Raw genomic sequence first — 14779 nt, 5'->3', positions numbered from 1 at the left:
CCCCGCGCAGCGGACCCGCCCGCCGCAGGCGCAACGGCGCCGCACCCGGCAACGTGGGACGCCGGCAAAGCGCAGCGGAAGGGCAGCGGACCCGCCCGCCGCAGGCGCAACGGCGGCGAACCCCTATGGCGGGGAAGCCGACAACGTGGGGCGCAGGCAAAGCGCAGCGGACGGCCATTCGGCCGCAACGGCCCGGGACGGATTCTCCGTGAGCATCCGTGTCACCACGCCCGCGCCCAGGGCGAGCTCAAGACGTCGGCGATGCCCGCGCAGCAGATACCGCATGCCAGGGCCGCCGTTCACCGACCGCGCCGTGGCCAAGGTGGTGTCGCCGCCGAGCAGGATCCGGTCGGCGAAGCCCGCATCGACGAGCGCGGCCAGCGTGTCCGGCAGGCGCCAGTCGGTTGCGTGGTTGGCGCGTGAGGGGCCGTCGAAGGCCAGGTACGCGCCGGCCTCGGCCGCCATCCGGTGGACGACCGGATCGGGCGAGCGGTTGAGGTGGCCGAGGATCACCCGGTCCGGCGGGACCGCCAACTCGCCGCAGAGGAGGTCGAGTACGTCCAGGGCGCCGGTGCCCAGCTCCAGGTGGACGCCGATGACCGCCCCGGTCGCCAGATGGGCCTCGGCAGCCGCGGCCATGGTGTACCGGGCATGCCGGTCCAGGCCGTGGAAGCCGCCGGCGACCTTGATCATTCCGGCCAGGGGCCGGGCGCCGGGCTCTTCGGCGGTGCCGATCCCTTCGGTCAGCTCGGCGACGAACAGCCCGGCCAGGTCCGCGCGGACCCGCTTGCGCGCCAGGACCTCGGGGTCGTAGTGCGCCGCCTGGTGCAACCCCGTCGCGGCGACGATGGTGACCCCCGACTCCCGTGCCAGCCGCGGCAGTTCACCGGCGAACCGCCCCATCCCGTACGGCGTCCACTGGATCACCGCGGCGCCGCCGGCGGCCCGGAACGCGGCCAGCTCGGCCGCCGCCGCCCCGGTGTCGGCCAGCTCCTGGCCGGGCAGCTGAGGGCTGCGCAGGAAGAGGTGGTCGTGTGCGTCGCAGATGCCGAGTTCGGCGGGGGCGATGTCCCCGAGGACGGTGCGGACGGTGGGGCCGGCAGCGCAGGCCGGTGCCGTTTCGTGCGCGGCGGTCATGACCGCCGCTCCGGCTGCGGGACCGTCCCGGCGTGCGGTCCGGCGGCCGGCCGGATGGAGCCCGGGGCGGACAGATGCAGTACTCGGAAGCGCTCGCCGGCCGCCGATTCCGGGACGGAGTCGGCCCAGAGCGTGAAGTGGACCAGTTCCCAGCGCCGCGGGTCGAGGCCCAGTGCGGTGGTGTGCACACCGTCCGCGGCGGCCAGCTCCTCGTGGGCGGTCCGCGCGCGTTCGATGGTGCCGGCCGCGTCCGCGCCGTCGGGGATCGTCTCGATCCGCCGGGTGAAGGCGCGCGGTGGGCGCCCGGCCGCCGGTCCCGAACGGTGGTACAGGCCCTGCCAGTTGAGGACGGCGGGTCGTCCGAAGTCGCGGGCCAGGGCCCGGAACCCGTCACCGGTCAGAAAACGGTTCATGGCGTCCGGGTCGGCCCAGAGGTAGAACGGCGCGTACTGGTTGACCGGCGAGCCGTCGACCCCGCGTTCGCGGATCCCGTACGCCTTGAGGCCGAGTCCCTCGAAGGTGTCCAGGAGCGGCCCCTTGGATTTCACGCGGCGCCGGATGATCTCCATGTCGTAGTCGGCGGGCAGGGTGATGGCGTAGTGCATGGCGTGCACGGCGGCTCCGTAAGGGAGTTGGGGAGAGGGGGGTGGGGACGGTGCGGGGGCCGGCCGAACGTCTCGTCCGGCGGCTGCCGCAGCTCGGGGCTGCCGGGGTGCTGCCCGTGTTGTGCGGGGTGCCCATGAGGGGACTGTACATACTAGTAGTTACAAAGATCAAGAGGGGGTGGATCGGGCGACCGGGTGCGGGCCGGGGGCGATGGTGCGGTGCCGGCCCGGCCCGTCGGCGGGCGGAGCAGACGCTGCGGTCCCGCGTACTTCCCCGGTCGTACGGGCGGAGCCGCTGGCGGTACGACGACGAGCGGCCTTCGGACGGCGAGGCTCGAAGGGAGTCGGTGGAACGCCGTCCACCGGCCGGCAGCGCCTCATCGATCAAGGAGACGATCCCCATGTACGCACTCGCGGAGCCCTGGTCCGGCGGTGGACCGGGCCCCTGGATCCTGTTCGTTCCCCTGGTGTGGGCGGCGGTCGTCTTCACCGCGGTGACCGTGCTGCGCCGCACGGTGTGGCGGCACGGCGGGCCCGGCGGGCGGATTCGTGGCCCCTGGGGTGATCCGCGGTCCGCGGCCGGCGCCGGGACGCCCTCGCCGATCGCCGTCCTCGGGCGGCGCTTCGCGGCCGGCGACATCGACGAGGAGGAGTACTGGCGCCGGCTCTCCGTGCTGGAGGAGCACTTCGGTACCGGCCCCAGGAGCGGCCGGGCGTGACCGCCACCGGCCGCTGATGTCTCCGGCGGATCCGCGCGGCTTGGCGGCCCTGCGGGTGTCCGTCAGCCGACCCTCGCGCTCCGTGTACGGGGCCGGGGGTCGGTCGCCGCGTCCTCCAGTGGCGCGGTGTCCCAGTGGGTGCGGACCGTGCGGGCTTCCTCGGGGGCGGTGGTCAGTGCGGGGAGGGTGAACCAGACGATCTTGCCCGGGTCGTCCGGGCGGACTCCCCAGCTCTCGCTGAGCGCCGCGATCAGTGCCAGCCCGCGCCCGCAGGTCTCCCAGTTGTCGGCGACCCGGATCCTCGGCAGCCGCGGATCCAGATCGTGCACCGAGACCGTCAACTGGTCCAGCAGGACGCACAGTTCGACGGTGCACTGCTTGCTGGGACGGGCATGCCGGCAGACGTTGGCGAGGAGTTCGGTGACTCCGAGGGCCGCCGGGTCGATCAATGCGTCGAGCTGCCAGTACCGCAGTTGCGCGGAGACGATCCTGCGCACGTGCCCGATGCGGGCCGGGACGGCCTGGAGCTCCACCGTGCAGTGTCTGCTGGGCTGCCTGATCACGACCGCGACTCCCTGATGAGGTCGGGCGCCCCTTACCGGGCAGGGGCGAAGATCGGATCCAGCGATGCCGGCTGCATCACAGTGTCACCGCTGGTGAACCCTCAGTGATACGCATCCAGGGTCACGCAGACGGTGGGCCCCCGCAACCGCACCGCCTCGGCCGCGGCCGGCGTTCACGCGCGTGGCCGACGCGCCGTCTCCACGGCCTTGAGGAAGCGGTCGGGGGCGCCCAGCGTGAGCGAGTAGCGGTTCCCGTTGAGGATGGCCAGTGCCCGGTCGCGGGCGGCGAACAGCGGCTTGTGGGCCTCGACCGCGCCCAGCGGGGCACTGTCGATCTCCCTCCCGTAGCTGGTCAGCAGCGCCAGCCGGCCGTTGCTGATACGGACCTGGCCCGCCCTGGTCAGCGACCGCAGCCATCGCTCGATCCGTACGCCGGTCGCGTTGAATTCCGACTCCGCCATCCCCACCACTTCCTCGGCGCCACGGGTTGGTGCCGTCCACCGCCCCTCTCGGGAAGTTTGCCCCTACCGCGCCTCGTATACCAGTGCCGCCCCGGGTGCGACGGATGCAGACGGAGGCAACAGCCGTCCCCCAGGGCCTTCTTGGGGCGTCTCAAAGGGATGTTTATGCAGGTGAGAAGCGTGCGGCGGGTGGTTATAGTCGGAATCGGCCCGGCGTCGCGCGCGGGCTCGTCATCCCCCGTCGAGGAGTGCGCCGGTGAGCATCGCACCACAGCCGCAGAGCCGGCCCGACCGCAGCAGAGCGGATCGGGGGCCGGCCCCCATCGTCATACCGACCACGGACGTCGACCGCACGGATCCGGACTACCGGACCTGGCTCAAAGACGCGGTACGCAAGGTCCAGGCGGACGCCAACCGCACCGCCGACACCCACCTGCTCCGCTTCCCGCTGCCCGAGGAATGGGGCATCGACCTCTACCTGAAGGACGAGTCGACGCACCCCACCGGCAGCCTCAAGCACCGGCTGGCCCGCTCGCTGTTCCTGTACGGGCTGTGCAACGGCTGGATCCGCCCCGGCAAGCCGGTCATCGAGTCCTCCAGCGGCTCCACGGCCGTCTCCGAGGCGTACTTCGCCTCGCTGATCGGGGTCCCGTTCATCGCGGTGATGCCGGCGACGACCAGCCGTGAGAAGACCCGGCTGATCGAATTCCACGGCGGCACCTGTCATCTGGTCCAGGACCCGCGGACCGTCTACGAGGTCTCCGCCCGGCTCGCCGCAGAGTCCGGCGGGCACTACATGGACCAGTTCACCTACGCCGAGCGGGCCACCGACTGGCGTGGCAACAACAACATCGCCGAGTCGATCTACCAGCAGCTGCGGCTGGAGCGCTATCCCGAGCCCGCCTGGATCGTCGCGACCGCGGGCACCGGCGGCACCTCCGCGACCATCGCCCGCTACGTCCACTACATGCAGTACGACACCCGGATCTGCGTCCCCGACCCGGAGAACTCCTGCTTCTTCGACGGCTGGCTCACCGGCGACGCCGGGACCAACTGCGAGACCGCGTCGCGGATCGAGGGCATCGGCCGGCCCCGGATGGAGCCGAGCTTCCTGCCCGGCGCGATCGACCGGATGATGAAGGTCCCGGACGCGGCCAGCGTCGCCGCCGTCCGCGCCCTGGAGGCGGCGATCGGCCGCAAGGCGGGCGGCTCGACCGGCACCGGGCTGTGGAGCGCCCTGAAGATCGTCGCGGAGATGGTCGCCGAGGGCCGTACGGGATCCGTGGTCACGCTGCTCTGCGACCCCGGGGACCGCTATCTCGACAAGTACTACTCGGACGACTGGCTGGCCTCGCAGGGCCTGGACATCACGCCCTACGCGGGCACCATCGACACCTTCCTTGCCACCGGCACCTGGAGCTGCTGACCCGGGCGGCCCCGGCGGCGGAGGCGGCGGGTGCGCGGCCCAGGGGCGGGCCAGGCGCCGGTCCGGGGCCCGTACCGAGTCGCGGAAGGCGCGGCCCAGGCCCGGCCGGGCCGCCGTCACCAGCCGGCGGAACGGCGCCGGGCCGTCGGCCGCGAACGTCCACCGCACCCGCGTCCCACCGTCCGCCGGGGTCAGCCGCCAGTCCTCCAACAGGGCCCGCGGTCCAGGGGCGTTGGTGGTGTCGACCCGATAGGTATCGACCCGATGGGCGTAGTGCTCGTCGGGCTCGGCCGCCGGCACCGTCTCGCCGCACCGCGTGCCGCCCGTCAGACGGATGTCGCGGCCCGCGCCGCCATCCGTCGGCGCCGCACGGGACACCCCCGTGAACCAGTCCGCCCAGGCCGCTACGTCATCCGCCGGCGCCCGGCAGACGGCCTCCGGTGGCGCGGCGGTCTCCGCGGCGAACACCAGCCGCGGCGGGGCGGCGGCGACGAAGTCGAGTTCGACGGGGCGGAGTCGGCGTGGTGCGGTACGAGGACCCCCTGGGGGACGGCCGGCGGGACAGCGCGGCACAACCTGGCTGGCGCTGCGTCAGATGTCTGTGCCGGCGGCCGGTTCGCCCGCCACCACCAGCTCGGTCGGCAGCTCCGCGAACTCCGCCCGCACCCCCGCCGGCAGTCCGGCATCCGTCACCAGCACATCCACCTGGTCCAGGCCGGCGAACGAACTCAGGCCCACCGTCCCCCACTTGGTGTGGTCGGCGACCACCACCACCCGCCGCGCGGACCGCACGAAATGCCGGTTGGTCTCCGCCTCCGCGAGATTCGGTGTCGACAGTCCCGCCTCCACCGATATGCCGTGCACCCCGAGGAAGAGCAGATCGAAGTGGAGCGACCGGATCGCGGCATCCGCCACCGGCCCGACCAGGGTGTCCGACGGCGTCCGCACCCCGCCCGTGAGCACCACCGTCGCCGCCTCCGCGGCCGGCATCCCCTCGCCGCTGGCGGCGGCCCGCTGGGCGTTGTAGAACACATCGGCCACCCGCACCGAATTCGTCACCACCGTCAGCTCCGGCACCTCCAGGAGCTGATGCGCCAGCGCGAACGCGGTCGTACCGCCGGCCAGCGCGATCGCGCTGCCCGGCACCGCCATCCGCGCCGCCGCCTTGGCGATCTCCGCCTTGGCGCTCAGCTCCAGCGCCGACTTCACCTCGAACCCCGGCTCGTGGGCGCTCGGGTCGCTCACCGGCAGCGCGCCGCCGTGCACCTTCTCGACCATGCCCTGGCGGGCCAGCGCGTCCAGGTCGCGACGGACCGTCATGTCCGAGACGCTCAGCCGGCGGGTCAGCTCGTTGACGCGCACCCCGCCGCGCCGTCTGACCTCGTCGAGAATCAGGGCACGCCGCTGCTCCGCGAGGAGGTTCTGGTTGTCGCTCACCGGCCCGTCCCTTCCGCCCGGCACCGCGTCCCGGGTCCTGCACACGGGCTGCCACCGCCCGCGATCACTGGTGCCCTCATCCTCGCACGAGGGTCCGACAACGGCCCCGACGCCGGTGTGCCCGGCACCCGCCGCGGACTCCGCGGGACCGCGGGAACCGAAACCCGGATGAAGTCGCTCCCAGAGGAAAGAGACAATTCCGGGGGGACCGCGGCGCGCACAGCACCGCGCACACTTCATCGAACACCGCACCGCACTGACATCGGGGGAGAGCCAGTGGAGACCGCGGACACACCACCGCACGCCCGCCCAACGGACCGCGCCACCACGGCAGATGCCGCACCGGACACCGTGCCGGTGCCGCATATCGGCCTGGAACTGCTGGTCCACGGAGTCGGCGGCACCACGCCCGAGAAGATGCTCGGTGATCCGCGCGTCCAGCGGATCACCGGCGACGACACCGCCGCCTGCTACCGCCGTACCGAGGACGCCAACGCCGAGGAGCGGCCCGGCGACCACCTCTCCGAGCCGGTCCGGGAGGCGTACTGCTGGAGCAATCTGACGTCCGGCAACGGCGCCCGTGCGCTCTGGCTGATCCTGGTGCCCTTCATGGTCGCCAACCTCGCCCACTGGATGCGCCCGGCCGCCCCGCCCGAGCACCGGGCGCAGCGGATCTACGACCTCCTGGTGCGCCTGCTCGCGCTCACCCTCACCGTGCTGCTCGCCGCCGCGGCCTGCGAGGTCGCCCTCGACCTCACCGCCTGGCAGTGCGCCGGCACGCCCGGCTGCGTCGTCGGGAAATCCTGGCTGGGTTTCCTCAGCCCCGACAACGCCGGTTGGTGGAGCGTCCCCGGCCGCCGGCTGGCGCTCGCCTCCGTCGTGCCCCTGATGGTCGTCGGCTTCCTCTGGTGGCTCTCGCACCGCACCTGGAGCGCGTACGAGTCCGCCTCGCCGCCGCCCCGCCCGCCCGGTGCCTCTCGTGACACCCCCGCCGAGGAGCGCACCGCGCTCAACCTGAACGGCTTCTGGTACGGCCGCCGGCTCGTCGCCCGGCTGCGTGCCGCGCACACCACGGCCGGGGTCCTGACCATCGCCGCCGCCCTGCTCGTCGCCTCCCGGCGGACCGACCGGCAGGCCGGTGACGGCACCCTCGTCGCCCTCGGCCAGGGGCTGACCGCACTGGTCGTGCTGCTCGCCGCCGGCACCCTGATCGTCGTCTGGCGCACCGCCCGCAGCGAGGCGGCACCGGACGACGGGGCCGACCACCCGGCCGTACGGGCGCTGCCGTACGCCGCCCTGGCCGTGCTGGCGCTGACCGCCGTGCACGCCGGATGGGCGCGGCCCGGAGCGCGCAGCCACGGCCCGCTGCCCGGTGTCGCGGCCTTCGGCGAGATCGCCGTCCTCCAGGGCGTCCTGGTCCTCGCGCTGGCGGTGACCGCCTGGTTCCTCCAGCGCGCGGCCCGCGACGAGGCCCGTACGGCGCTTCGCGGGATGGGCGGGCCGGCCGTCGCGCTGCTGGCCTGCGCGGTCGGCGGGGTGCTGTCCGGGGGAGTGGCGGTGCGGTTCGCCGACTGGATCGGCGGTCCGGCGGCACCCGACCGGGGCCACGCTCCGATCCCCGGGCCGCCGGTCCTGCTGTCCTGGCAGGCGTCGGTGATCCCCGCCCTGCTGGTCGTGGTCGCCGTCGTCGCGGTGCTCGCCGGGATCCGGGTGATCGTCGTCCGCAACCGCGTCGCCGAGGACGTGCCGGGCCTCTACGACCCGCGCGAGCGGCCCGACGCGCTGCGCGCCCGGCGGATCGCCGGCACCATCGCACGTGCCGGGCTGACCGACGCGGCGCCCGTCCTGGTGGCCGCCACCGCCGCCGTCACGCTCACCCTGGGGGCCGGCGCGGTGGCCGGTGCCTGGATCACCGGCCAGACGCCCGGCCGCGCCACCGCGGGCGCCGCGCCGGTCCTGCACGCCGCCGCCGAGACCGCCGAGTCCCTCGGCTCCTGGCTGATGGGCGCCGGCGTCGTCCTGCTGCTCACGATGGGCCGGCGCGCCTACCGCGACCACTCCGCCCGCCGCACCATCGGCATCCTCTGGGACGTGGGCACCTTCTGGCCGCGCGCCGCGCACCCCTTCGCGCCGCCCTGCTACGCCGAGCGCGCGGTGCCCGACCTGACCTGGCGGATGGCCACCTGGACCGAGCGGTTCGACGGCCGGCTGGTGATCTCCGGGCACTCCCAGGGCAGCGTGCTGGCCGCGGCGGCCGTCTGGCAGCTGGACCCGGTCACCCGCAGCCGGGTCGCGCTGCTGACGTACGGCAGCCCCCTGGAACGCCTCTACGGCCGCTGGTTCCCCGCCTTCTTCGGCCCGCCCGCGCTCACCGGACTGCACCGCGAGATGGACGACTGGCGCAACCTCTGGCGCTTCACCGACCCCATCGGCGGCCCGATCCGGCTCACCTGCGAGGACGGCCGTCGGATCGACGAGGGGCCGCTGCGCGACCCGCTCGCCTTCGGCCGTACGCTCCAGAACCCGCTGCCCGCCCAGATCCTCGGCCACGGCGATTACCAGGCCGATCCGGTTTTCGACAAGGTACGTGCCGAACTGATCGCCCGGCTCGGCCCGGCGATACCGTGCCCGCGCGCGGAACGGGCGCCCGCTCACGGCAGTTCGGGCAGGTCCTCCGCGTAGAGGAGGGTCAGGTCGTCGGTGCTCGGGTCGGGCAGCTTCGCCACCCGGCCCGCGTGCCGCTCGACCATCGCCTCGAACGTCTGCCGCGCGGTGCGCCCGTTGCCGAACGACGGCCCCTTGGGCAGCGCCGTGAAGTACTTCAGCAGCGCCTCGCCGGCCCCCTCGGCGAGCCGGTACTCATGCTCCTCGCCCTGCTGCTCGACGATCCGCAGCAGCTCCTCGGGCGCGTAGTCGCCGAAGGTGATGGTCCGTGAAAAGCGGGACGAGACACCGGGGTTGACCGCCAGGAAGCGCTCCATCTCGGCGGTGTAGCCGGCCACGATCACCACCACCGCGTCCCGGTGGTCCTCCATCAGCTTCACCAGGGTGTCGATGGCCTCCTTGCCGAAGTCCCGCCCGGAGTCCTCCGGCGACAGGGCGTACGCCTCGTCGATGAAGAGCACCCCGCCGCGCGCCCGGTCGAACGCCTCCTGGGTGCGGATCGCGGTCGACCCGATGTGCTCGCCCACCAGGTTCACCCGCGAGACCTCGACCAGGTGCCCGCGCTCCAGTACGCCCAGCGCGTGCAGGATCTCGCCGTACAGCCGGGCCACCGTCGTCTTGCCGGTGCCGGGGGAGCCGGTGAAGACCAGATGGCGGCGGACCGAGGCGGCCTTCAGCCCGGCCTCCTGCCGCCGGCGGCCCACCTCGATCATGTTGATCAGGCTGCGCACCTCGCGCTTGACGCTCTCCAGCCCTACGAGGGTGTCCAGTTCACCCAGCACCTCCTCGGAGGGGCGGACGGCCACCTGCTCCTCCGGGGGCGCGGTGGCCGTCGATGGGGCGCGCTGCGCCGGGACGTTGCCCAGCAGCCCGGCCGTCTGCGTCGCCTGCTGCACCGAGGGGGCCGGCACCGTCCCCGCGGCCGGTGCCGGCGTGGTCCGGCTCTCGTCGCTGGTGCAGTCCTCGACGGTGGGCCCGCCACCGGTACCGTGCGCGTCGGCGAACTCGTAACCGCCGCGCGCACAGCGCTCCGTACGGCAGCGGGTCAGCGTCGTGCGGCAGCCGTCGATCACATGGAAGCCGAAGCCCGAACTGCCGGTGACCCGGCAGCCGTGGAAGGTGCCGCGGCCCTCCGCCGAGACGTAGAACCCGGCCTCGGCGGGCGAACTGACCGTGCAGCCCTCGATGGTGGGGTCCGCCCCCTTGGTGACGATCACGCCGGTCTGCGCCCCGTCGATCGTGCAGTTGGCGAGCGTGCCGCCGCTGCCGTGATCGCGGAACCAGGCGCCGGTCGAGGTCTCCCGGATCCGGCAGTCGTCCAGTTGGACGGTCGCGCCGTCGCTCACCGACACCGCGGTGTTGCGCACCTGCGCGATATCGCAGTCCACCACGTCGGCGCGGGAGCCCCGGTCGAGGACGAACAGCGCGTCCGGTACGTCGTGCACCCGCGTGGCGTCCAGCACCGCGGTCGCGCCGTCGCTGACCCACACCGCGGGATAGTCGCCCGTACTGTCGTGGATCTCGCACTGGTTGGCGTCCACCCGGGTGCCCGGGTCCCAGACGGACAGGCCGTTGCGCCCGAAGTGCCGCACCGTGCTGCGGGTCAGCGTCAGCACCGACCGGGAGCGGAGGTCGACGGCGTTCTCCGGGATGTCGTGGATGTCGCAGTCGGCGAGGGTGAGCACCGCGTCGGTGTCCAGGGTGACACCGTCCGCCGAGGTCCGGTGCACCGTGCAGTCGGTGAGATGCCCGGTGGCCCGCGCCGCCACCTGGATGCCGGCGCCCTTGATCTCGTACAGCTCGCAGCCGACCGCCTCGACCGCGCTGCCCTCGCCGGTCAGCGACAGACCCGCCCCCGAGGCGTGGTGGATCCGGCAGTTCTCCAGCCGCGGATGGGCGCCGCCGCGGACCGCCACGCCGGCCTGCCCGGCGGCCATCACCTCGCACTCCTCGAACAGCCCGCCGGCGCCGTCCAGCACGCTGATGCCGACGCCGCCCGCGTTGTCGACCGTGCAGCGGCGCACCGTCGGGCGGGCCCCGCCCCGGACCTCGATACCGGCCGCGGACCGGGTCACCACCCGGATGTCGGCGAGTTCGGGGGCGCCGTCCTCCACCAGCAGCGCGGGCGAGGCGGAATCCGCCGCCTCCAGGTGCAGGTCGTGGACGGTGGCCGAGGCCCGTATGGTCAGCGCCACCCCGTCGGCCGGCGCGATCCGCACCGACCCGCGGGCCCCCTCGGGACCGCGCAGCGTCACCGCGCGCAGCAGCACCAGGTTCTCGCGGTACGTACCGGCCGGCACGGTCAGCACGTCACCGTCCCCGGCGGCCTCCAGGGCGGCGGCGAGCGAACTGTACTCCCCGGTGCGGCGCCGCCATCGCGACGTTCCGGAGTGCGTCACCTGGACCGAGCCCTGTGCCATGGCGGTGTCGTGTCCCCACTTCGTGCGGCGGATGTCGGCCCGGCAGCCATCCGTCCGCGGATGTCCGCACGGGGGTCTGCGAGGCCCCAGCCGAGAGGCTGGCTGCACCACCGTAGCGCGCCCGGCGAGTGGTGGCGGACACAGTCCGCCGCCTGGTCAGCCGCACCTCAACTCCCGGCGTCCGCCCGGCCCCAGTCCTGCCCCGCGCGCTCCCACGCCGCGTCCCAGCGACGGAACCGACGTACCATCAACTGCCGTACGGCCAGCCGCCGGCCGGCCTCGACGAGCCCTCCGGCGGCCCCCGCGACGGCCAGTCCGGCGAGCACCGCATGGGTCGCCGCCGCGCCCTCGTCCATCGGGCGCGGCACGATCCGCCCGCGGCCGTCGGTCCAGATGCGGAACCGCGCACCGGGCTCCCGCGACCGCGGTGTCGCGATCTCGGCGGTGTGCGTGCTGCCGTCCCGCCCGGTCCAGCGGGCGACCGTCCGCAGGCGCGCCGCGTGCTGGGAGGTGGTCTCCGGGTCGGGGTGGGCGGTCGGCCGGGAGACCGGCCGGCCGGCGGTGGCCCACACCGGATACCGCTCCCGGTGCTGCCGCCGTACGGCCTCCAGCAGCGCGCCGTGCGCGGCCCGGCCGGCGAACCAGCCGGCCGCGGGCGCCCCGAGGACGATCAACAGGGCGGCGGCCAGCGCGATCCAGGCTTCGGTCCGGTCCGTCCGCCGCCGCACCGGATTGTGCCGCCAGTGCCATAAGCCCCGTATCGCCCGCATCGCCACCCCTTTGCTGCGCCCAGATCTGTGCATACCGCATCGCGCGGCGCTCATGCGAAGGTTCGGTGAAGAGAGAGCCACATCACGCCGCGGGCCGGCGGTCGGCCCGGTCGCACCCGCCCCACCCGAACCACCTGTTTCACGAACACCCCGTGTCCCGGTGCGAGTTGGGGGTATTTCGAGGGAGTTGTGATGCTCGCCGCGAGAAGGCCGAAGAGTGCCCCGTACGCCGTGGCGTCAGCGCAGCCGTACGGCCACGGTCACCACCGCGCCCGCCTCGCCCGCGGCGCCGGGCGCCCCCGTCCCCCGGGACACCGCGAACCGGTCGGCCACCAGCCGTGCCAGCCACAGCCCGCGCCCCTTCGGCGCGCCGTCCAGGCCCGGCAGCAGCTCCGGGATCACCGCCTCGCTGAACCCCGGGCCCGCGTCGCTGATCCGGCACTCCAGCTCGTCGCCCACCCGCCGCAGCACCAGCCGTCCCGAACCGCCCGCGTGCTCCACGGCGTTCCCGGCGATCTCGTCCACGGCCAGCACGAACTCGCCGCGCCGCGGCTCGCACAGCCCCTCGCGCGCCGCGCACTCCTCGACCAGCAGCCGCAGTTGCGGCAGCAGGCGGGCGGTGAAGCGCCGCTGCAGCAGCCGGCGGCCGGGTTCCTCCGCCCGACCGGCCGGTTCCGGGTTCAGCACGGCCGTACCACCTCCGTCGGCGTCAGCCGCGGCACCGCATCGGCGCCCAGCCGCCGCAGCATCCGGCGCTGCCCGCCGTCGCAGCGCACCTCGACCAGATCATGGCCCGCGGCGCCCCGGGCCAGGGTGAGCAGCGCCACCGCGCAGCCCACCGAGAGAAAGTGCAGCCGCGTCAGATCGACGGTGAGCCGGCGGGCCGCCGCCGTCCGCGCCAGCGCGATCTCCAGCGACCGGGCGAACGCGGCCTGATTCGCCGCGTCCGCCTCGCCGACGAAGCACAGCGCCTCGTCGGGGCCGCGCACCGACCGCAGACTGCCCAGCCGCTCCAGTACGGCGCGCGGATGCGCCCGCTCCATCGCGGCCACCACCGACCGGTCGAACCGGCGGCGGTCGTACGCGCAGATCTCCGTGTACCGCCGCCCGGCGAACAGCTCGTCCGCACCGGTCTCCCGGCGTTCCATCGCCGCGACGTCGGTGCCCAGGGCGGCCACCCAGCCCATGTCGATGAACGCCCGCAGCCCCGTATAGCCCTCGGCCGTCGCCCGGTCGGTGGCCGCACGCAGCCGGCCGAGCTGCCGGGCCGCGGTGAACTCGGTGTCCGGCAGGAGCAGTTCCCGCATGCTGGACAGCACCAGCTGGCCGCGCTCGCGGGCCGGAACCGTACTGCGGCTCGGGAAGTCGATCCGGGCCAGCACCTCTTCCTCCGGCACGCCCGGGCAGGGCAGCACCAGGACCTTCTCGCCGCGGGCCAGCCCGAGGCGCACGAAGGCCGTGACGACCTCCCAGCGCACCTCGTCGTTGCCGTAACTCACAAAGGCGTGGTCCCCGGGCCGCAGATGCTGGACAGGGATGAGCAGACCGCTTCCGGCGTCCCTTGCAGGCATCGGCACAACAGCTCTCTGTCTCCCCCCGCGGCCGGTCCCGTCGGCGGCGCTGTGCGCTCACTGTAGGCAGCCGCCGACCGGCCCGCAATGCGTACGACGGCGGCTGTGCACGCCCGCGGCGCGACCACGCCGGGGGCCGCGCCGGCCCGTCAGGCGAGTATCTCGAACGGGTCGCCGATCCGGATCGTGCCCGTCCCGCGCGGGATCAGGTTCTGGCCGAAGACCAGCCGGTCGCCGAAGCGCCGGTGGCGGGCCAGCGTACGGAGCGGCTCCTTGCCGCGCTCGGCGGTGGACTGGTCGGTGGTGGTGACCACGCAGCGTGCGCTGGGCTTGGCCACGTCGAAGACCACCTCGCCGATGCGCACCCGCCGCCAGTCGTCCTCCGCCCAGGGCGCGGTGCGGTCCACCACCACATTGGGCCGGAAACGGTTCATCGGCAGCGGGCCCTCGTCGGGGAGGTCGCCCTGCGCGATGAGGGAGTTGAGGGCGTCCAGCGACGCGGCGGTGGTGAGCAGCAGCGGATAGCCGTCGGCAAAGCTGACGGTGTCCCCGGGCAGGCCGTACTCCGGATCGACGGGGCGGCGCTTCTCCGGGGCGTCGAGATGCACCATCCGGCACTCGACTCCCAGATAGGCACGGAACCACTCGGCCGCCTCGGCACCCGCGGGCACCGCCTCGACCTCGTCCTTCCACACCCCGACCGGGATCGTCTCCACCGGGGCCGGCACCTGGACCGTCAGCGGCGGCATCCCGGGCGCGGTCAGCCGCAGGGCGCCCTCGGGCCGCTCCTCGGCACGGGCCAACGCCAGCGCCGGATGCTGCCGTTGGGTCATCAGCCGCCGCTCGGCGTCCACCACCAGCCAGCGTCGGTCCCCGGCGAGCCCCCACGGCTCCACGACCGCCTCGCCGGGACCGGACCCCGTAAGGGATTTGACCGGATAGAGATGGAGCGACTGCAGCACGGACGACGACATGGCCCCATCCTGCCAGCCACCTCCGACAGTTG

The 14779-nt window shown here is 73.9% G+C and carries 13 protein-coding genes and 1 pseudogene; 3 read left to right on the top strand and 11 right to left on the bottom strand.

The window, feature by feature from the left end; translation table 11 throughout:
• Positions 1 to 123 precede the first annotated feature (123 nt).
• On the bottom strand, positions 124 to 1137 hold the full coding sequence (locus tag RZ84_RS06115; protein ID WP_052229804.1) for a phosphotriesterase family protein: 1014 nt from the start codon (positions 1135 to 1137) through the stop codon (positions 124 to 126).
• Positions 1134 to 1751 (bottom strand): DUF4865 family protein, encoded by a 618-nt coding sequence (locus tag RZ84_RS06110; protein WP_052229803.1) that lies wholly within the window; start codon positions 1749 to 1751, stop codon positions 1134 to 1136. The genes RZ84_RS06115 and RZ84_RS06110 overlap by 4 nt, the downstream gene beginning before the upstream one ends.
• Before the next feature lie 392 nt (positions 1752 to 2143).
• Between RZ84_RS06110 and RZ84_RS06105 the strand changes: the two genes are divergently transcribed.
• Complete coding sequence (locus RZ84_RS06105) at positions 2144 to 2461, top strand: SHOCT domain-containing protein (protein ID WP_043263411.1); 318 nt, start codon at positions 2144 to 2146, stop codon at positions 2459 to 2461.
• 62 nt (positions 2462 to 2523) lie between these two features.
• On the opposite strand, the gene RZ84_RS06100 is transcribed toward RZ84_RS06105, so the two are convergent.
• Positions 2524 to 3024 carry an ATP-binding protein gene (locus tag RZ84_RS06100; RefSeq protein ID WP_043263410.1) on the bottom strand — a complete coding sequence of 167 codons (501 nt, stop codon included), beginning with the start codon at positions 3022 to 3024 and terminating at the stop codon, positions 2524 to 2526.
• 173 nt (positions 3025 to 3197) lie between these two features.
• Complete coding sequence (locus RZ84_RS06095) at positions 3198 to 3485, bottom strand: hypothetical protein (RefSeq protein WP_043263409.1); 288 nt, start codon at positions 3483 to 3485, stop codon at positions 3198 to 3200.
• 328 nt (positions 3486 to 3813) lie between these two features.
• Here RZ84_RS06095 and RZ84_RS06090 point away from each other — a divergent pair, with 328 nt between their 5' ends.
• On the top strand, positions 3814 to 4911 hold the full coding sequence (locus RZ84_RS06090; RefSeq protein ID WP_052230432.1) for a PLP-dependent cysteine synthase family protein: 1098 nt from the start codon (positions 3814 to 3816) through the stop codon (positions 4909 to 4911).
• Positions 4912 to 4956: 45 nt separating this feature from the next.
• Here RZ84_RS06090 and RZ84_RS36235 read toward each other — a convergent pair.
• Positions 4957 to 5484, bottom strand: a pseudogene (locus tag RZ84_RS36235) (SRPBCC family protein); the annotation flags it as partial.
• Positions 5485 to 5502: 18 nt separating this feature from the next.
• Positions 5503 to 6348, bottom strand: a complete 846-nt coding sequence (locus tag RZ84_RS06085; protein ID WP_043263407.1) for a DeoR/GlpR family DNA-binding transcription regulator — start codon at positions 6346 to 6348, stop codon at positions 5503 to 5505.
• A gap of 417 nt (positions 6349 to 6765) precedes the next feature.
• On the opposite strand from RZ84_RS06085, the gene RZ84_RS06080 reads away from it, so the two are divergent.
• Positions 6766 to 9030 (top strand): lipase family protein, encoded by a 2265-nt coding sequence (locus RZ84_RS06080; RefSeq protein ID WP_241778018.1) that lies wholly within the window; start codon positions 6766 to 6768, stop codon positions 9028 to 9030.
• Here RZ84_RS06080 and RZ84_RS06075 read toward each other — a convergent pair.
• From RZ84_RS06075 to RZ84_RS06055, 5 genes are all read right to left on the bottom strand, one after another.
• Entirely contained in the window at positions 9000 to 11432 is a 2433-nt protein-coding gene (locus tag RZ84_RS06075; protein ID WP_043263406.1) for a right-handed parallel beta-helix repeat-containing protein, read from the bottom strand. The genes RZ84_RS06080 and RZ84_RS06075 overlap by 31 nt on opposite strands.
• A gap of 167 nt (positions 11433 to 11599) precedes the next feature.
• Positions 11600 to 12202 (bottom strand): Rv1733c family protein, encoded by a 603-nt coding sequence (locus tag RZ84_RS06070; protein ID WP_043263405.1) that lies wholly within the window; start codon positions 12200 to 12202, stop codon positions 11600 to 11602.
• Positions 12203 to 12439: 237 nt separating this feature from the next.
• Positions 12440 to 12889, bottom strand: a complete 450-nt coding sequence (locus RZ84_RS06065) for an ATP-binding protein (RefSeq protein WP_043263404.1) — start codon at positions 12887 to 12889, stop codon at positions 12440 to 12442.
• Complete coding sequence (locus tag RZ84_RS06060) at positions 12883 to 13701, bottom strand: MEDS domain-containing protein (protein WP_241777603.1); 819 nt, start codon at positions 13699 to 13701, stop codon at positions 12883 to 12885. The genes RZ84_RS06065 and RZ84_RS06060 overlap by 7 nt, the downstream gene beginning before the upstream one ends.
• 221 nt (positions 13702 to 13922) lie before the next feature.
• Positions 13923 to 14747 carry an MOSC domain-containing protein gene (locus RZ84_RS06055; protein ID WP_043263402.1) on the bottom strand — a complete coding sequence of 275 codons (825 nt, stop codon included), beginning with the start codon at positions 14745 to 14747 and terminating at the stop codon, positions 13923 to 13925.
• Between the last annotated feature and the right edge of the window lie 32 nt (positions 14748 to 14779).

It is taken from the genome of Streptomyces sp. CT34, assembly GCF_000805335.1.
Lineage (GTDB): Bacteria > Actinomycetota > Actinomycetes > Streptomycetales > Streptomycetaceae > Streptomyces.
This window is presented reverse-complemented; position numbering and strand designations above follow the sequence as displayed.